The 18877-nt window shown below is 66.9% G+C and carries 12 protein-coding genes; 1 reads left to right on the top strand and 11 read right to left on the bottom strand.

The window, feature by feature from the left end; all coding sequences use genetic code 11:
- The first annotated feature begins 209 nt into the window (after positions 1 to 209).
- Complete coding sequence (locus AB0E90_RS44865; RefSeq protein WP_360418547.1) at positions 210 to 803, top strand: hypothetical protein; 594 nt, start codon at positions 210 to 212, stop codon at positions 801 to 803.
- Between the two features lie 20 nt (positions 804 to 823).
- Here the strand turns inward: AB0E90_RS44865 and AB0E90_RS44860 are convergent, their stop codons facing one another.
- From AB0E90_RS44860 to AB0E90_RS44810, 11 genes are all read right to left on the bottom strand, one after another.
- On the bottom strand, positions 824 to 2059 hold the full coding sequence (locus AB0E90_RS44860; RefSeq protein WP_360418545.1) for a hypothetical protein: 1236 nt from the start codon (positions 2057 to 2059) through the stop codon (positions 824 to 826).
- Positions 2060 to 2079: 20 nt separating this feature from the next.
- A complete protein-coding gene (locus AB0E90_RS44855) occupies positions 2080 to 7011 on the bottom strand; it encodes an AAA domain-containing protein (protein ID WP_360418543.1) in 4932 nt (1643 codons plus the stop codon).
- A gap of 148 nt (positions 7012 to 7159) precedes the next feature.
- Positions 7160 to 7390, bottom strand: coding sequence for a hypothetical protein (locus tag AB0E90_RS44850; protein WP_360418541.1), 231 nt, complete (start codon positions 7388 to 7390; stop codon positions 7160 to 7162).
- Entirely contained in the window at positions 7387 to 7647 is a 261-nt protein-coding gene (locus AB0E90_RS44845) for a hypothetical protein (RefSeq protein WP_360418539.1), read from the bottom strand. The genes AB0E90_RS44850 and AB0E90_RS44845 overlap by 4 nt, the downstream gene beginning before the upstream one ends.
- An 11-nt stretch (positions 7648 to 7658) precedes the next feature.
- Positions 7659 to 8129 carry a hypothetical protein gene (locus AB0E90_RS44840; protein ID WP_360418537.1) on the bottom strand — a complete coding sequence of 157 codons (471 nt, stop codon included), beginning with the start codon at positions 8127 to 8129 and terminating at the stop codon, positions 7659 to 7661.
- A gap of 109 nt (positions 8130 to 8238) precedes the next feature.
- Positions 8239 to 8847 (bottom strand): DUF4352 domain-containing protein, encoded by a 609-nt coding sequence (locus tag AB0E90_RS44835; RefSeq protein ID WP_360418535.1) that lies wholly within the window; start codon positions 8845 to 8847, stop codon positions 8239 to 8241.
- Positions 8848 to 9025: 178 nt separating this feature from the next.
- A complete protein-coding gene (locus AB0E90_RS44830; RefSeq protein ID WP_360418533.1) occupies positions 9026 to 10561 on the bottom strand; it encodes a protein kinase in 1536 nt (511 codons plus the stop codon).
- Between the two features lie 10 nt (positions 10562 to 10571).
- Positions 10572 to 13580, bottom strand: coding sequence for a type I restriction endonuclease (locus AB0E90_RS44825; RefSeq protein ID WP_360418531.1), 3009 nt, complete (start codon positions 13578 to 13580; stop codon positions 10572 to 10574).
- A 31-nt stretch (positions 13581 to 13611) separates the two neighbouring features.
- The gene (locus tag AB0E90_RS44820) at positions 13612 to 14880 is read right to left on the bottom strand and encodes a restriction endonuclease subunit S (RefSeq protein WP_360418529.1); all 1269 of its coding nucleotides are present in this window, start codon (positions 14878 to 14880) and stop codon (positions 13612 to 13614) included.
- Entirely contained in the window at positions 14877 to 16838 is a 1962-nt protein-coding gene (locus AB0E90_RS44815) for a class I SAM-dependent DNA methyltransferase (protein WP_360418527.1), read from the bottom strand. The genes AB0E90_RS44820 and AB0E90_RS44815 overlap by 4 nt, the downstream gene beginning before the upstream one ends.
- Positions 16835 to 18718 carry an N-6 DNA methylase gene (locus AB0E90_RS44810; RefSeq protein WP_360418525.1) on the bottom strand — a complete coding sequence of 628 codons (1884 nt, stop codon included), beginning with the start codon at positions 18716 to 18718 and terminating at the stop codon, positions 16835 to 16837. The genes AB0E90_RS44815 and AB0E90_RS44810 overlap by 4 nt, the downstream gene beginning before the upstream one ends.
- Positions 18719 to 18877 lie beyond the last annotated feature (159 nt).

Genomic DNA, 18877 nt, shown 5'->3' with positions numbered 1-18877 from the left:
TCGTGGTCACGGCACCCCGCTCACGTCCCGCCCCAAGCCCGCGGCCAGTCCCATTCCATGAGCCCAGGCCAGGGGAATTACGTGAGCGTCAACACGAATCTGGCCGGTGGCGCGTTGTGAAGGGTCTCTGCGAGAATCCGGCCAGGTGCGGGCATGTGAGGGATGGGGTCAGCGATGTCAAGACCGGTAATTGACGAAGGTGACATCTGATGGCGTACCGGCGGACGATCGGATCGGAGATCCAGCGGCTACTGCGTAATCTCGCTGTCGAAGTGGCGCGCGATGTACTCGATGAACAGCGGCCGCGCGTCATTAGGTGGGTGAACGACCGGGCGATTCCGGCCGTGCGGTCGACCGTAGCGTCGGCCGCGACATCGGCCCGGCGGACGGTCACGACTATCGGTCAGCGGCGCAAACGTCCCGTCCATGTCGAAGCGAAGGTTGGCCCGGTCGAGGCGGAGCCGGCGGTGGAGCAGGGGCCCACGGAGGCGCCGCACGACGTGGCGGCTGTGATCGATGCGTACCGAGCAGGGATGAGCAAGGCTGAGGCGCGGCGGCGCATCGTCGCGGCCTTGGCGGCGAACCTGTCCAGCGAGCAACAGCTGGAGATCGCGCGGCAAGCGGGGATAGACGACAACGGCGACACGCCGGAGCTGGCCACCGCGACGATCGCGCTCACCCAGAAGCAGCTTGGGGAGAGCATCCAGCTGCTGCTGGAGACGACTCCGTCCCTGGTCAGCGAAGAGTCGCTGGACGCACTCCGGGAGATCCTCGAAGCCGAGCCCCTCGCGGACGCCGATTAGAGGCCGGATGCCGAGCCTGCCTACTCAGCGTCTCCGCGTTGCCGGCGCGCCCGGTCGGCGAGCTTGCCAGCCAGCTTGCCGGTCACCGATCCGGCCCGGTCGAGCGTCTTGCTGCCGAAGCTCACGGCGGCGCCGACGCCGTTTGCTCCGGTCTCAAGGGCCTTGTCTTTCGCTTCCGAGGCTGCGTCGACCCAGCGTCTCGCCTCCGCCGACTCCCGGCCGGACTCGATGCCGAGCCGCCCGTGGAATTCATCGACGCTGATCGCGACGTGGTTGCTGGACCGGACGACAGCTGGGGACGTGGTCGGATGCAGCAGCACCTTTTCGTTGGCCATGCCGGCAGCCGCGTTTATCCGGGTCACCAGAAGCTGGGTGGTACGCGAGATGAGTTCCAGCCGTTTCTGGCGGGCCTCCTTCAGCCCGAGGCGGTGCCCGTCCAGTTCGTCGGGCGACGCGTCCAGCACCCGGTCGAGCTCGAGCACGGCGATCGCGTCCTGCAGCTGGAAGCAGCGAGCCAGCACCGCGAGCCACTCCTGGACCTTGGCCTCGGCTTCCTTGGCCGCGGTGGCGAGGTCACCGATGCCTGTCTTGCGCTCCAACTTCTCCGCGAGCGCGTCGAGCTGTCGCAGCGCGTACGCCTGGGTCTCCGCAATCGTCGTCGGTGCGGTCTGCACCTTCGACCAGGTGACCTCGTCGACCCTGCCTCTGGACTCCCGGAGGGTCATTGCCTCCTCGAGGACAAAGCCCACTCCGATCATGCGGGCCAACACGGCGTCCTTTTGGGCGCGCAGCACGTCGTCGACCTTCTCGTCGATCGTGGCGAGGTAGTCGGTGATCTCGTCCATGGCCTGCTGCATCGCCAGCTGCGCCATGATGCTCGCCGCCCCGGCCAGGATCGCCGGGTTGCTCAGCAGCGCACCGGGCTTCTTGGCGAACTCGACGAATCCCCCGATCTGGCCCTTCTGCCCCTTCACTACCCCGGTCTTGAGACCGTTTTTCGAGCTTTCCCGCAGGCCGTGCTTCTTGACGAGGTGTGCCGACTCCTTGGTCAGCTTCATCCAGCGACTGGAGTTAGCTGAAATCTCCGAACCGGCCTGCGCGAGCGCCGACCCGGCGCTGGCGACGGACTTGAGCCGCGGCAGCGGGAGATCCTTCGCCGACAGTCCCTCCGATGCGAGGAAGCGTTCCACATCCGTCGGGTCGCCAATGATCGCCAGTCCGTCGCCGTCGCTGATTAGTTGAATCTCGTTGTCCATCGTCCGGTCCTGGGAATTCATCAATGCTCGTCTTTCGCGTAGTCGGAACGTCGCCCATCGGGCTCGTGTCTCGCGCCGCGGATCCGCAAGAGTCGCGTGGAGCTGCGGAATCGTTGTGCCTCGGCGCTCTGAGGGGGGTAGTACTGCACGTGACCGGTGTAGCCGCGTCCCCGCTCACCTACCGCGATGTCGGACTGCTCTGCGGCCGCTTGCAGCAGGGCCTTGGCTTCCGCCTGGCGTAGCCAGCACACGAACCGCGTCCCCGCCGGTGATACCCGCTCCAGCAGGACGTTCGCGCCGTACTTCCGTGCCTGTTCCGAATCGTCAGGATGGAAGCGGGCCCAACCGGTAGTTCTGCCGTGTTCCCGGATCGGGGCATCCTCTCCGGTGGCATAAGCCTGCGAGACCGCCTCGGACTCCTGCGGACGTACCCAAGCGACGCTGCGGTATCCCTCCGGCACATCAACCCATCGGGAGTCCTCGGTCGCCGAGGTTTCATGTGCAGGCGGCACCTCGGGCGGCGGGAATTGCTCGGCCGGCTCGCGCTGTTCCGGCAGAGCTTCGCTGGCGGGCTCGGCCGGTGCGGTGGACGCTGCGGGAAGCGGGGGCGCCGCCGGTGCGGGGTACTCCGGGGGCGCCGGTGGGCTGACCGGCGCCGGGTGTTCGGGGACGACGGCAGCGACTCCGCCCAGTTCCTCGATGCGGTGCCACAGCGGCTCCATCGCCTTCTCCGGGTCGCGGCTGAAGACGCTGCCCCGGATGCGGACGAATACGCAATTGCCGACCCGCTCGAGCAGCGCCTGCCGGCGGATGTCCGCTTCCCATTGGTCGGGGCCGTGATAGGCGTCGCCGTCGCATTCGATGGCCAACCGCCGGCCGTCGGCTAGTGGCAGCACGAAGTCGATCCGATAGCTACCGATCTTGAACTGGGGGAGCGGCCGTAGGTCGCGCAGCAGCATGCGCTTGAGGACAGCGCGCTCGAAGTCGCTGTCGCAGCGCTTCTCCAGATCCTGGTATGCCTCCTGGGCCGTGCCGACGTTCTGGCAATAGACGAGCAGCTTCCCGCGGGCGTCGTCGGCCGGGACGTCGTCCGGTTGGAACGAGTGGAAGACCCAGAGCTGGTCGCGGGCCCGTGAAGCGGCGACGTTGACGCGCCGGTGGTAGTCGCGTTTGGTGAAGGGTGCGATCCGGCCTCCGTTGGCCGACGCGACGAGGGAGAGCAGCACGACGTCGCGTTCGTCGCCTTGGAACGTGTAGGAGTCGCCGACCCGCAGTTTCCGTCGTTCGAGCTCTTCCATGCCGACCGTTTCCCGCAGCTGATGCAGCAGGTACATGCCCTGGTCACTGGTGCTCAGCAGGCTGACGACGCCGATCGTCTTCCCGTCGTACGCCGGGTCGGCCACGATGGCCAGCACCCGCTCGACGAGAAGCCGTGCCTCCTCGACGTTGACATCGCCGTAGGAGTCGACCGCCTGGCGAACACCGCCGGGCACGTACACGGCCTGGACCGGTGCGCCGATGCCGGCCGGCCGGTCCGTGCGCAACGGCTCGATCTTGCTGTCGTAGTAGTTGATGCTGGAGAACTCGATGATCTGCGGCACGCACCGGAAATGCTCGGTCAGCAGAATCCGCTCGGACCGGCGTACGGCGTGGTCGTAGAGACTGCCCTCGGGGTCGAACTGGTTCGCCGACGGCACGTCGTCCAGGTGCGCCTCGATCAGGCCCTGCACGTCACCGACGAATGTCAGCTGGGGGCCGATCTGCTGGTCGTCGCCGACCACGACGGCGCGTTCGGCGAGGCTGAGCACCGGCAGCGAGAACATGTCCGCCTGCGACGCCTCGTCGACGATGATGACGTCGAAGTTGCCGCCGGTCGGGAACTGCTCGATGGCCCGGTCGATCGACATGACCCACACCGGCACCGCGTCGACGGCGGCCGACATCTGCCGCTGTGCCTCGGCCTGCCAGTGGGACGCCTTCTTGCCGGTGCCCTTGCCGATCTTGCGCAGCGAGGTGGCCCAGTCGGTCAGAGCGGCTCGCTTGCGGTCGTCCAGGGCACGTGACACCGCCAGCCAGGACGACGCGACCACCACTTCGCTGGTGAGCTTGCGGATCTGCGCGCGGCAACGCTCGACGCGGCGGCCGATCACCGCGGCGTCCAGGTCACCGATCGCCTCGTCGAACCACGTCTGCACCTGACGCCAGCGCCAGCGCTGAAGACAGTCGGCTCCGGTTCCGTGCAACGCCGTCGCCGTGCCGGCGTCGATCTCGGCGGACCACTGCGGTGCGACGGCGGCGACGCGGTGCCGCAGATTCGCGTACGTCTGGGCTTGCGGAACCAGCGACGCCAGCCGGCGGATCTCCGCGCAGGTCGCATCCCAGCCTTGCAGATCCGCCTCCTGCCACTGCAGATCCAGGACGCGCCACAGATCGCTGGCCGCGGGCCGGGACATGCCCTCCTGCAGGTACGCCGCGATGCGGTTCTGCGCGGAGGCCAGATGATCGTGCTCGAACACGGCGGTGGCTCGCCCGAGTAGCTGGGCCGCCGAGTGCAGGGTCCCGCTGTCGGCACGCGGTTCCAGCTGGGGCAACGCCTGCCGCAGTTTTGCGTACAGGTCGGGCCATTCGTCGCTGTCCCAGCGCACCGCGGTGCGGGCCTGTTCGATCAGCTCGCTGGCCCACATCTCCGGGGCGCCCTGCAGCTGGTCCGGCGGGATGCCGAGCCACTGCGCCCAGTCGGTCCACCGCGCGGCCAGCTGAGCGCGCACCTGCTGGCGAGTCACGTGGGCAACGACTAGATCAACATCTTGCACCGTACGCAGCGGTTCGCCGTCGACCTGGCATTCCTGGGCCAGCTTGGCCAGGCTGCCGTGGAACAGCTTGCTGACGGTCTTGCCGGCGGCGAACCGCTGCCGCACCTCGGCCAGGTCCGCCTGGAGCTGCCGCGGCTGACTTGCGTACGAGTCGGGAACGGCGACGATGTGGCCGCCGATCGTGCCGGCCAATCCGGCGAGCTGCGCCATCGCGGCGTGGCACGCCTGCACGTGCTGACTCCACAGGTGCTGCCATTGCGGATCGTTCAGGCGACGCCCGAGCCGGTCGATCCACGCACCTTCCCGCCGGCGCAGCAGGCCGACCGCGTCGTGCAGGCGTCGTTCGAGCTCGGCGAACGCCTCGTGGCCCATCACCCGCACCGCACCGAGGTGAATGCCGGCCGCCGACAGTTCGCGGAGCTCGGCAGCCAAGGCAGCCAGGCGCTGACGGTCGGCGCGGACGGCTGCTTCCGGCGGCACGTTGCCGACCAGTGGCAGCTCGCGCAGTGCCTGCACCCGATCGGACGCGGTGAGCGCCGTGGCCAGGTGGAGCAGCCGGGAGAACTCGTCCGCATCGAGCGGGGGCGGCTGGTCGTCCCGTACGGAATCGGGAATGTCGCCGAAGGTGCCCTCCCGGGCACCGAGCCATTCGCCCACGTCGGCCGGTCCCAGCAGCGCGTCATCCAGGCGGTACGTCCGCGCATCGTTCTCGGCGATCGACCGCAGCGCTGCCAGCGTCCGGGCGAGCTCGCGTTCGGTCTCCTCCAACTGGCCGGTAAGGAGGTCGATGTGCTGCTGAGCCCGGCGCTGGTCGAGCGTGGCGGCTCGATCGGACAGCTCGCGCGCGGCCAGCTGCAACTGCACGAGCTGGTCCGCCGAGCGACCGAGCACCGCCAGGCACAGCGCCTTCACCTCCTCCGGGAGCCCGTCCCGCAGCACCCGCAGCGGATCTTCCTTCTGCGCCACCACCAGGACGCGCTTGCCGTGCGCCATCAGATGGCAGATCAGATTGCGAATGGTGTGGGTCTTGCCGGTGCCGGGTGGGCCCTGCACCGCGACCGTGCGGTTGCGCGACAGCCGCTGCGCGATGGACTCCTGCGCCTCGTTGGTCGGCAACGGCATGAGCAGTCGCGTGCCGACCGGTTGCCACCGTCGCGGGTCGTCCGAGGGCATCTCGAGCCTGCTCGGCTCGTGCGCGAGCACCGAGGCAAGCGCCCCGATGGTGTCCGTTTCCCCGGCGAGCAGCCGATCGCGGAGCTGCTCGAGGAAGCGCCGCAGCATCCGTTGCCGCGGCCGGACGAACAGCACACCGGTGTCGTGAATGTGTGGACCGCCGATCGCCGGCGCGTTGGCCAGGCGCAGCACCGGGTCGTGGCCGAGGCGGCGCAGCGCCCGCTCGAACAGCTCGCGCCGCTCCAGATCGTCCCAGGGGTCGACCGCAACCAGGCCACCGTCGCCGAGGCCGAGGAGCTGACGCAGCGACTGGTCGTCCAGCCCGGTCAGCGCGTCGGTCTGCAGCCGGGCCGGCCCCTGCGGCGACACGCTCACCACGGCCCGGTCGGCGTCGTAGTCGATGGCGACGGGCGTGGCCACCAACGGATACGCGACGCGATGCCCCGCGACATCGACGTGCACGACGCCGTGCCCCCAGACCAGTTCCTCGCCGGCGGCGTTCATGTCCAGCCGGCTGCGCAGTTCGATCAGGCGCGCATGCAGCTCGCGCGTTGCGTTGATCCGCTGCGTCGCGGCGGCCCAGGGCCGCCACGTGTTCTCGACCCACTCGGCGACCTCGGCGGCCCGGTCCTTGACGTCCTCTTGGCGGAGCCCGGCCGGAGCGCGGAAGGCGGGTTCGCGGGTCGCCTCGATCGGTCCGGAGAGCATCGAAGAGATCCGGCCCGGAGCGGCCAGCGGTTTGGGCTTCGGCGGCCGACCCACGCTGAGCCAGCTGGAGTCGGCGTCCCGCGGCCCGAGCCGGCAGTCGGGGTGCTCGGGAAGCCCGTGCTGCCAGATCGCCGATCCGGTGGGCACGCTCCGCGCGGGTTTTTCCATCTGAGCGCGCACAGCGAGCAGATACTCGGTGAGTGCGGCCGCCCGGGCGCGAATCGTGGTGGGTGCCTCGTGGTGGAGAAGCGAGGTCATGGTTCGCCGAACTCCCTGGCGCTGCGGGTGAGGGAACTGTGTACGCTACGTCATCTCACCGCTAATTGATGAGAATCGAACTGGGTCGTCACGGCCTAATAGGTCGTCCGGCCGTGCGCAGAGTCGACCGTTTCGGCCACCGTCGTGGTCAGCGAAACGTCTGACCGTCGAGCGTGTTGATCAGCTCGTCGTCGCGGGTGACGGTGAAGCCGCGCTCCCGCAGCGCCACGAGCAGTTCCGCCTCCGCCGCGACCGGAATCTCCAGGAAATCGCCGTTGAGGCTGGTGTCCATGCGGTGGCCGAACCGCGCCAGCAGCTCGCTGGGCAGCAGATCGAGCGCTCGGCTCGTCACCATCGGCGGCCAGTCGCCCTCGATCACCTGCCCACCTGATTGATGTCGAAGCTCGCGGCGTCATCATGCTCGTCGGGATCGTCCTCGATTTCCGGGACGGGGTTCCACACGTGCCGAGGTGCGATACCACGCGCCTCACCCCAGGTGCGGGCCGAGGCGATGGCGACGATCTCCCGCGCCTCCGCCGTGGCGGTCTCACCGTCGGCAATGGCGAGGCAGTCGTGCAGCTCGGCGTGGCCGTAGACCAGCGAGCGGGTTCCCGCAGGCGAAGGCTTGTTGATCATTGCGGGATTGTTCAAGAGTTACAACCTTCGCTATACGGCAGGGGGTGAGAAGTCGTCGCGTGTTGCTGGGCCACCTGAAGACAGGCCCGCATGGTTTCGTCCGGTACGCCCATGGCTGCCGCAAGCGCCTCTTCGGGCGCCGCTTGTCCACGGCTGACCAGATCGTCACGGATGTCCAAGAGGCCGCGGTGATAGCCGTCGGCGTCGGCGGGCAGTGCGGCCAACCGGTCCTCGAGGTAGCGGCGCACCATGACCGCGTGTCCACCGACAGCGGGAATCTCGTTGAATTCGGCCGCCATGTCGGCGAGGTGACGGTCGGCACGGCGCATCACGCTGGATGTGATGCCGCCCGCGATATCGGCTGCCACCTCGACGGCGACCCGTCGCGGGCCGGCGAGGTGCGTCGAGTCCTCGGCGCCCTCCCATTCGGCGACGACGTAGAGAGTGGGCTCGCGACGCTCGAGCCGAGTGGTGCTGTTCATCCGAAGAGACCTCCAGGCTCTACAGAACTTCGATGGAGTCGACGCTGAGTTGCGATGCGGTGCGGTGGTGCTGCCGCCGATCTGGGCGGCTCCGGCGGCGGAAGATACGTCACTGGAGCGCCACCTCAACGCCGCCGGAAAAGATCGAGTCGTGCAGCTCCAGTGAGGTCAGCTTGGTGCCCTTCGGTACGTCGAACACCAGCGTGCCGGTGACCGCGTTGCCCGGGTTGATGTCCTGGTAGAGCACCTGGTTGTCGCTGTTGGCATAGATCCCCGCGGCCGAGTCGGCGGAGTATTCGACCTTCTCGGCGCCGTACGCCTTCTGTGCCGAGTCGGCGAAGGACTGTGTCTGTTTGCCGATGTTCTTCACCCGCACGGTGATCAGGCAGTACTGGCCCTGCGCCTTCGCGCCGAGCAGGTCCGAGCCGACCTTGGTGGCGCCGCACTTGACGCGGGCGACGGTGAACTCGAATTTGCCGTCGCGGACCGGCTGGTTCAGACCGGGCGTCTTGTCCTGCTTGATTTCCTGCTTCGCGGTGGTCTGCTTCGTCGGCGCTGAGGTCGCGGCCTTGGTTTCTGCCGTCTCGGCGGTGTCCTTCTCTCCGCCGCTAGACACGCCGCAGCCCAGCATCACGACGAGGACGGCACCGTAGACGATCCAGGGCCACGTGCGGTGCTTGGCCGGAGTGAGGAATGGGTTCAGCTGCGGAGAGGTCATGGCGGACTCCTAGAGAGTTTCAGTCTCGGGCGATGAGGGCGCGAGGGCGCAGTCAATGTAGATCGCGATTGAAAGCTCTGTCAACAGACCAGGTACTTGCCGAACGCGTACACGAGGGGCGCGGCAAAGCAAAGAAATCTTGCCGCCGACATAGGCGGCACCGATGAACCGCTTGCTCTCAGCCCTCGTCAGCGAGACGCCGAAGATGATCTCGCAGGGCTTCCACTTCGGCGATCTCCATGGGATCCGTCCCGAACATCGATCGCATGTCGGCCAGGAGTGCGTCGAGTTGCTGGAAGGCCTCGTCAACCTGCCCGACGCCGGCCGTGATCACGGCCATCTGGGTGCGCAGCGGGAAGCCCTCCGCATCGGGGGATTCACGCAGGAGATCCTGCAGCGTGCGCAGGGCCTCGGTGGCTTCCCCCAGTTCGGCCTGGCACGTTGCCACCTGCAGTCGGCATTCCCGCACTGCCTGGTGTTCGGGGCCGTACTGAGCCGTCAGGTCGGTGATGAGCTGCTCGAACGTGACCAGCGCCGTGCGGAAATCGCCGGCCAGCATGAGCATTCCGGCATAGTCCAGCCGAGCCTCGAGAATCTCCGGCGATCGCTGCCCGTAGATCGGGGCGGCCCGGCGCAGCATCGTCTGCAAGGCATCCGCCGCCTGGCCGAACCTGTCGTCGTCGGCTAGGGCAAGCGCCTGCGCGCGGACGGCGTGCACGTCGTTGAGGCTCGGGATGCTCGCGGGCGCGGCGGAGGCGGCCGGACGTGCCCGGGCGATCGTGTCGCGAGGCAGAGGCCCGAACGGAAACCGATGCGGAGACGTCGGATCAGCGGCGCTGTGCTCGGGCGGCGCCTTGGCCAGGTCAGGCAGCTCGGCGCTGGCCCACTGCAGCAGCTGTCGGTAGACGACCGCGGCCGAATCGGGCCGGCCTTGCGGGTCCTTGGCGAGCAGCGTGACGATGAGCTTGTCGAGTTGCGCGGGCACGTCGTCACGGGAGTCCGCGACGTGCGGGATGGGTGACTCGAGGTGCTGGTGCAGCATGCCGAGCGCGTTGTCCGCCAGATACGGCGGATCCCCGACGAGCAGTTCGTATAGAACGCAGCCGAGCGCGTAAAGGTCGGCGCGGGGGCCGACCGACGAGCTGCCGAGCGCCTGTTCCGGCGCCATGTAGGTCGGGGTGCCGATGGTCTCGCCGGTTACCGTGAGCTTCGGCAGGTCGGTGTCGAGCACCGCCGCCACCCCGAAATCAAGCACCTTGACCAGGCCGGTCGGTCCGAGGATCAGATTGTTGGGCTTGAGGTCGCGGTGCACCAGCGACGCGGCGTGTGCGGCGGCGAGCACCGAACAGATCTGCGCGCCGATGGCCGCCACCCACGGCACGGGCAGCGGTCCGTTCTCGGCGACCAGGTCGGTGAACAAGGTGCCGGGCACAAGCTGCATGACGATGTACAAGTCGTCGCCGAACACCCCGGCGTCGTGCACCGTGGGCACTCCGGGGTGGTCGAGACGCGCGGTGATGCGCGCTTCCCGCTGGAACCGCTCGACGACGTCGTGGCGGTCAGCTTCGACGGCGAGACCGGGTTTGAGGAATTTGACAGCGACGGGCCGGTCGAGTCGTTCGTCGTAGCCGGCCCAGACGTGCCCCATGCCGCCGCTGCCCACCGGGTACGTCAGCTCGTACCGGTCGGCGATCCGCGTTCCCGCCTGCAGCACCTGTCTCCCGTCAGGTCAGGCCGTGCTTGCGCCGGATCAACTTGTACGCCTGGCTGCGCGCGAACTGGTTCATGTGGCTGCGAAGCGTGTCGTCGTCCAGATATCGCTGCATTAGCTTCCCGTTGTCGTCGTGCCGAGACAGGATCACATCTTCGATGCGTTTCTCGCACACCACGCCGAAGTTGCTCTCGTCGTTGACGAGCGCGGCGGCTTCGACAGCCCCGTCGTCGGCGAGCGCAACGACCTGCTGCTCAAACCACACCTTGTCGCCCTCGCCCAGGCCCATCCCGAACCGGTCGTTGAGGTCGTCGATCAACTCGGACAGGGCGACCTTGTCGGGGTCGTTCTGCGGCCCGGCGCCGCCACCGGTGAAGCCGGGCAGCATCTGCTCCCCTTCGGCCTCCAGCGCCTTGTCCTGCGCGACGCCCGCGGTCAGCCGCAGGTGGGTCAGCTGCACCTCGCCGATGTCGACCGACGGGTCCTGCCGGCGTGGCAGCCGGTTCAGCAGCGCCCGGCCGTACAGATAGAGCCGTTCGAGGTCCTGGTCCTGGTAGGGCACCACCTGGGAAAGGAACGCGTACATCCGGACGTAGTCCCGCAGAGCGGTGCGGAACCCGTCGGCGGCCTCCGGGTCGTCGGCGGCGAGCGCGATGTAGCGGTCGCGCGCCGGGTCGGTGAAGCGGTAGAGCGCCTGGTGCGCCTTCGCCAGCGCGGCGTCGTTCTTCGCCTTGCCTTCGGCTTCGAGCAGAGCTTCGGCGTACGCCTGCATCTCCGATTTCACCAGCAGCGGGTACGACATGACTGCGCCCTCGGCCCGGTAGAGCAGGTTCGGGTCGGTCGGCACCGTCGCGGCGGTTTCGAAGTACGGCTTGAACTGGTCGGCGATGTCGTCGGCCTTGTTGACGAAGTCCAGCACGAACACGTCACCCTGCGCCTTGAGCGGGTGGATCCGGTTGAGCCGGGACAGGGTCTGCACCGCGGCCACGCCCTTGAGCGGCTTGTCCACGTACATCGTGGTGAGCAGCGGCTGGTCGAAGCCGGTCTGATACTTCTCCGCCACCACCAGGATCTTGAACTCGACCGGCTGCTTGGCCTTGGGCGTCCCGGCGTGCTTGTCGTCGGCGGCCGTGTAGCCGAACCGTTCCGGCAGCTCGCTCTCGCCGAAGCCGTTGAGCCGCGCCTCGGTCACCTCCGCCTCGTTGCCGATCTTGAGTTCGCCGGAGAAGGCAACCAGGGCCGCACAACCGATGTAGCCGTTGGTCTCGATGTACTTGTTGATCGCGGTGTAGAGCTTGACCGCCGCCTCCCGGCCGCCGGTCACCACCATCGCCTTGGCACGGCCGCCCAGCAGCGGCGCGGTGTGCCTGCGGAAGTGCTCGACGATGATCTCAGCCTTCTGCGCCATCATCGTCGGGTGCAGCACCGCGAACCGGGCCAGCTGCGACGACGCCTTTTTCGGATCGACCTCAGGATCCTCCGGGTTGGCGTTCGCCAGCTTCCAGTACACGTCGTAGTCCATGTACTGCCGGAGCACGTCGAGGATGAAGCCCTCCTCGATCGCCTGCCGCATCGAGTACGTGTGGAACGGGTGCATATTCCCGTCGTCACCCAGCGTCCCGAACAGTTCCAGGGTCTTCGGTTTCGGCGTCGCGGTGAACGCGAAGTACGACAGCGTCTCGTGCCGGCCCCGGGCCAGCGCCGACGCGGTCAGCGGGTCCCCGTCGTCGTCGATGTCGTCGCTGCCCTTACGCAGCAGCACCTTCTTCATCGAGGCGGCGTTGTCCCCGGACTGCGACGAGTGCGCCTCGTCCACGATCACCGCGAACCGCTTGCCGCGCAGCCCATCCACCTTGTCCAGAATGAAACCGAATTTCTGCATCGTGCTGATGACGACCTTGGCGGTCTCCCCGGACAGAGCGGCGGCAAGCTGGTTGGAGTCCTTGTCGATGCGCTGCACCACACCGGGCACGTGCTCGAACTGGAACACCGTGTCCTGCAACTGCCGGTCCAGCACCACCCGGTCGGTGATGATGATGACCTTGTCGAACACCGGCTCGTTCGCCTTGATGTCCTTTTCCGTGATCGCCCGGACGGTGTGCAGGCTGGACAGCCGGTGCGCCAGCCAGGCGATGGTGTTCGACTTGCCCGACCCGGCCGAGTGCATGACCAGGTAGTTGTCGCCAGAACCGTGCGCGGCGGCATGGTCGGTCAGCGCGGTGACCGCATGCCACTGGTGGTAGCGCGGGAAGATCAGCGCTCGCGACTCCTTGTCGGTGTGCAGGAACCGCCGCATCAGATCCATCCACGTGTCCGGATGCCAGATCTGCTCCCACAGGTAGGCGCTCCGGTAACCCTCGGCCGCCGGGTTGCCCGCCCCGCCGGACACCCCGGGCCCGTCCGACCCGGTGTTGAACGGCAGGAACCGGGTCTTCGCCCCCGCCAGCTTCGTCGTCACGAAAACCAGATCAGGATCAACAGCAAAATGCACGAGGGTACGCCGTGAGAACAGCAGTTCCTTCGGGTCTCGTTTCTCGCGGTACTGCTTCTTGGCGTCCTCGACGGTCTGGTTGGTCAGCGGATTCTTGAGTTCCGCAGTGGCCAGCGGGATGCCGTTCACGAAGAGGGCAAGGTCGAGGCTCTTCTCGTCGTGCGCGGAGAAGTGCAGCTGCCGGGTCACGGTGAGCCGGTTCGCCCGGTACAGCTTCAGTGCGTCGTCGGTGATCGAGTGCGCCGGCTTGAAGTACGCCAGCCGGAACAGGATCCCCTTGTCCTTGATCCCACGCCGCAGCACGTCAAGCGGCCCCCGCTCGTCGATCTGCCTGGCCAGGTATTCTTTGAAGTGCCGCTGCGTCTCGGCGACGTCGTTCCCGTGGTAGGCGACCAGCTTCAGCCACGCGTCGTTCTGCGTCGCCCCGATGAACGCGAACAGCTCCGAAGTGTCCAGCCCGAGGTGCCGGTCATAGTTCCCCGGAATCCCCCGCAGCCAGCGGCTATCGAGCAGCACCTGCTCGATAGCCACCTCGAACGAACCCTCCCCGTGCACACTCACATCAATCCACTCCCCGAGCCGTAGTAACGTCAATCTGACCAGTAACCACGCCGGTGATCAAAGCATTCAACCTTTCCTCGAGAAGAACACTCTGCCGGTTCCGGGCTACACGCAGGGAGTCAATTCTGCCGATTTCGTTCTCGATGCGCTTAGCAGTCAATTGCTGAACATCAGTCGGATGGACGGGAATTCGAATGTTGCGAACATCCGGCAACGATAACTGTGTTTTTGTGCCTCCATACTGGGAGGCAAAGAGGCTTTGCTGAACCCTAGTTGAACTCATCACATAGGCCAGCCATTGAGCATGGGCCGCGGCAGCCGGACGCACAAGACATACATGTTGACTCACGTAGCCGCCCGCGACAGATGGCCCCGCGAGCGAAATCCAACCCGTGTTGGCGCCAGTGATACCGATCAAGACATCGCCACAGCGGATCCGCGCTCTACCGGCTTCGACCGCCACCTTGGCTGGCGGGTCGACGTAGACCACAGAAGTCAGGTTCGGATTGATTCCGTCACGTCGCAGGTTGGCGCTCCTGAAGAAGACGTCTCCACTTTCACCGACAAGCTCGGACCAGGAACGTGACCCGCTGGTAGCAAGGCTTACCCTATAGCCGAGGCGAACGCTCGGCGAATCGAAATCCCATACGCCATTGATGACCGAAATGCGATGCTCCCGAGCCAACGCATCCGCAGACGCGAGAGCAGCTCTCAGACGCTCGAACTTGCCAACCTGCGCGTCGAGGAAGTCAGCGATTCGCCGCTGCTCCTCCATCGGAGGAATCGCTACAGGTGCACTGCCAAGTCTCTCTCCGACCAACTCGATTTGGTTCGTGGCTCCGACGATCAGCGCCGAGTAGATGTAGTGCTGGAACGGCTCGGACGAGAAGTAGTAAAACCCGAATCGGGGATGCAGTATCTCCGTGTTAGCCCTAACCCGAGTGACGTGTCCATCGGCCATAGCTGGACGATCGTCGGGACTTCCGGTGAAGTAGCCGACTCTGCCTAGGGTGCCGCGTCCAGTAGAGTTGATGAGGATGTCCTCGGCAGCCAATAACCCTTTGAGTCCCGCGACCCGCGAGCCTCCGTGAAAGCGGGCCCGATCCCAATCCAGCCGATTTGGCTGGTTCACAGCTTGGCTAACGGCCCAGACCGGGCCGTCGTCGACATAATCCGGCGCGGAGCCTCGATTGGCGGCACGGACCGCGTGCTTCAGTGGCCGCCATTGCCATCCGACAGGCAACTCAAGGCCGGCGAGCCCTGTGGTCACTTCGTCACCTCACCCAGAAGATTCTGAATCTGCGCTTCCAGCGCCCTGATCTCGGCATCGATTTCGATAAGCTGCCGCGGTGGCTGATAGACGTAGAAGTGGCGGGTGAAGGGGATCTCGTAGCCAGTCTTCGTCTTGGGCTCGTCGATCCAGGCGTCGGGGACGTGTGGGAGGACTTCGCGCTTCAGGTAGTCGCTGATGTCCTCGTTCAGCGGGACGTTCTCATTGTCGCGCAGGTCGGCGTCCGGCAGCGGGTTGCTCTTGCGGTCGGTCTGCACCTCGCCGTCCGGGCCGCTGATCGAGAACGCTTCCCAGATGGCCTTCTCCACGGGAGCTGGGAGCTTGCCGAGCGCGGCAAGCTTCATCGCGAACTCCGAGCGGGTGCTCGCCGCCGTGCCGAGCAGGGACTTCACTGTGGTCAGCAGGGCCTCGCTATCGGCGTACCGAAGAATGGGTTTGGCGTCAGCGAGCAGAGCGAGCGTCTCTTCGGTGATCTCGAAGCGCAAGCGCAGCGGGCGCTCGACGGTGATGCGCTGGTAGCCGAAGTCGGTGGTCTTGAAAACCTTGACCTTACTGTGTTGCTCATGCGCAGGGTCATCGGCGATGGACAGGGCATTGACGTAGGCCTTGGTGAGCGCCGCGATGTGGTCGGCGTTGAGCATTTTGCGCTTGTCGCCGAGGCTCTTGCGCATCTTGACCCAGTAGTCGTGGCCGTCGAGCAGCACGACCTTCTTGCGGCGTTCCGGGGGCTTGCGGTTGGTGAGGATCCAGAAGTAGGTGGAGATGCCGGTGTTGTAGAAGAGCTGGTCGGGCAGGGCGACGATGCCTTCGAGCAGGTCGTTCTCCAAGATCCAGCGACGGATCTCCGACTCGCCGGAGCCGGCCGCGCCGCTGAACAACGGGGAGCCGTTGAAGACGATTGCTAGCCGGCTGCCGCCGTCTTCCGGGCGCTTCATCTTCGAGATCATGTGCTGGAGGAACAGTAGCGAGCCGTCGTTGATCCGGGGCAGCCCGGCGCCGAAGCGCCCCGCGTGGCCGCGCGCCGCCTCGTCCTTGACGAACTTTTCGACCTTCTTCCACTCCACGCCGAACGGCGGGTTGGCGAGCATGTAATCGAAGCGTTCGCCCTCGTGACCGTCCTGGCTGAACGAGTTGCCGTACGCGATCTTGTTGGGGTCGCCGCCCTTCATCATCATGTCGGAGCGGCAGATCGCGTACGTCTCGCCGTTGAGTTCCTGGCCGTAGACCTCGACGGTGGCGTGCGAGTTGTGCTTTTCGATGTGGTCCTGGGCCTCGCTGAGCATGCCGCCGGTGCCGCAGGCCGGGTCGTAGACCTTGCGGACGATGCCCGGGGTGACCAGGTCGTCCTCGTCCGGGGCGAGCAGTAGGTTGACCATCAGTTTGATGACCTCGCGCGGGGTGAAGTGTTCACCGGCGGTCTCGTTGCTGATCTCGGAGAACTTCCGGACGAGCTCCTCGAACAGGTAGCCCATCTGATGGTTGCTGACGGCCTCGGGTCGCAGGTCGATTTCGACGAACTTGCTGACTACCTGGTAGAGCAGCCCGGCCTCGTCCAGGCGGGTGATCTGGGTGTCGAAGCCGTACTTGTCGAGCACGTCGACCGCGCCGGGCGAGAAGCCGCCGATGTAGGAGCGCAGGTTGGTCGCGACGTGGTCCTGGTCGGCCAGCAGGTTGCGGAAGTTCAGCTGGCTGGTGTTGTAGAACGTGAGCCCGGCGCTCTTGCGCAGCACGGGGTCCATGTTCTGCACCCCGGCGGACTTGAGCTGCTGATGTCGGGCGAGCACGGCGTCCTTGGTCGGTTCGAGGACCCAGTCGAGGCGGCGCAGCATGGTCAGCGGCAGGATCACCCGGCCGTACTCGGACCGCTTGTAGTCGCCGCGGAGCAGGTCGGCGACCTGCCAGATCAGGTCCGCCAGTTTCTGGTGATCGGTGCTCACCGGGGTCCTTCCTCGATCTTCTTCTTGGTGGGGTTCAGCTTGCCGGAGGCGAGGCCGTCGGCCGTCAGTCGCGTCAAATCGGCGCTGAAGGCGGCAGCCCGCTGCATCGTGTCGTTCAACTCGTCCAGTCGCCGGAAGACTTCGCCGTGGCTGCGTTGCTCCACAATCGGTATTCGTGGCACTTGAGCGCGTCGAACGTCCAGCCGCAGTGTGCCGGAGAGACTGCTGGCATGGCGTTCATTGGACGAGGTGCGCAGGTGCCCGGCCAGGAACCAGGGGTCGAGCACGTCCGGGTTGGGGCGCAGCAGGAAGATGTGGCGGCCCAGCAGTGCGCCGCCTTCGGCGACTACGCGGGCGGTCATCTGCCGGGAGATCACTGGTACGACGACGTCGCCTTCGTGTACGGAGATCCGCTGGTTGATGGTGTCTTCCGCGGTGCCGGACGCCGGCCGCCCCATCACGATGTCCTGTGCGGTGAGGATGGGCGCCTGCGCGGGGTCGCCGTCGTCGCCGCCTCGTATAGGTCCGAGGATCTCGAGCGCTCCGCCGCGCGCCAGGTCGGCGATCGAGACGGTGGGTCTGGTCGCGCCTGCGGATGCCTCAGTGACCATGCTGGGTAGCAGTGAGGGAAGGCGGTCGACAAGCGTGGCGAGGCGGCTCCCGGTTTCGTGTAACTCGTCCGCCAGATCCGGATGGGATGCTTCGGCGGGGGCTCGGCGGCCGGGGGAGAGGTCGACCTCTTCGTCCAGCAGGTCGATTACCGGCACCGGATGGGCGATCGGGTCGGCCGGGTCCGCGCCGTCCAGGAACCGTTCGACGGTGATCTTGGCCTGGTGGTAGGCGGCGTCCAGATCCAGCGCTGAGGCGTCGACGAGTAGGACGGTCGGGGCGGCTCGCGGCGTACGGTGCAGGATCCACAGGTGGAGCCCGATGGCGTGCGGCGCGGCAGCTCCGGGAGGAAGGGCGATGATCGCGCGTAGGGCGCCGCGGCGCAGCAGCTCGGCGCGGATGCGCCGGCCGGCGCGGCGGCCGGCGGCCGATGGCGGCATGAGGAGTACGGCGGTCCCGTCCGGTTTCAGGTGCGCGAGCGCGTGCTGCACCCAGGCCAGTTCCGATTCAGTGCGCGGCGGCACGCCGAACTCCCAGCGGCGGTCGTAGCCCAGTGCTTCGTGCCCCCAGTTGGTCAGGCCGAACGGGAGGTTGGCGACCACCGCGTCGACGGTGAGGTCACCGAAGGCGTCGTCGCGTAGGGAGTCACCGGTGCGGATCTCACCGGTCAGGTCTTCGATGCCGAGCCAGAGCCGGGCCAGGCGGGTGGCGGCCTGGTCGTTGTCCTGACCGTAGACAGTGGCGGCGCCGGCCTCGGCCGCAGCGCGCAGCAGTCGGCCGGTGCCGCACGCCGGGTCCAGGACGGTGCGGTCCCGAACGACGGCGAGCCCGATCATCAGCTGCCCCAGGGCGTCTGGGGTGGTGACGGCGCGCTGGCCGGGTAGGTCGGCGAACCTCGCCCACAGGTGCGCGAACGCGGCGCGGACCCCGTGTTTTGTCGTAAACGCATCGAGGTCGGGGCGCAGCGTCTCGAACGGCAGAGGCCGGGTGCCGTTGAGGTGTTCACCGGCGGCGGCGAGAGCTTCGGCGGGGTCGCCGGCTGCCGCCAGCAGGTTACGCCAGAGCCGGTCCTCGTCCGCGACGGCTGGCAGCTTGTCGTTCTCCGCGAGCCACTGTTCGACCTGGTCGAGGTCGAATTGCGGGCTCGCGGCGGTGCCTCCCACCGGGTCGGGGAAGGAGCCGTAGCGCTTGCGCCAGTTGCTGACCGCGGCTCGTCCGACGCCGGCAAGCCGGGCGATGTCGGCTGCGGTCACTCTCGCTGTCTGTTGCACGAGAGGCAGTGTACGCGACTGTCAAGAGGTATGTGTGTTGACACAGCTTTCATGCGGTGTTTCTATGTGTCGTGTCCACGGCGTTCCACGTGGTGTCTGGGGCCAGACGTCGAGGCCGCGGAAGAAGTTATGTCACCGCGCAGACGTCCGATACCACGC

Source organism: Actinoplanes sp. NPDC026619, from assembly GCF_040638295.1.
GTDB lineage: Bacteria > Actinomycetota > Actinomycetes > Mycobacteriales > Micromonosporaceae > Actinoplanes.
The sequence above is the reverse complement of the archived record's forward strand: the minus strand, read 5'-3'. Positions and strand labels throughout refer to the sequence as shown.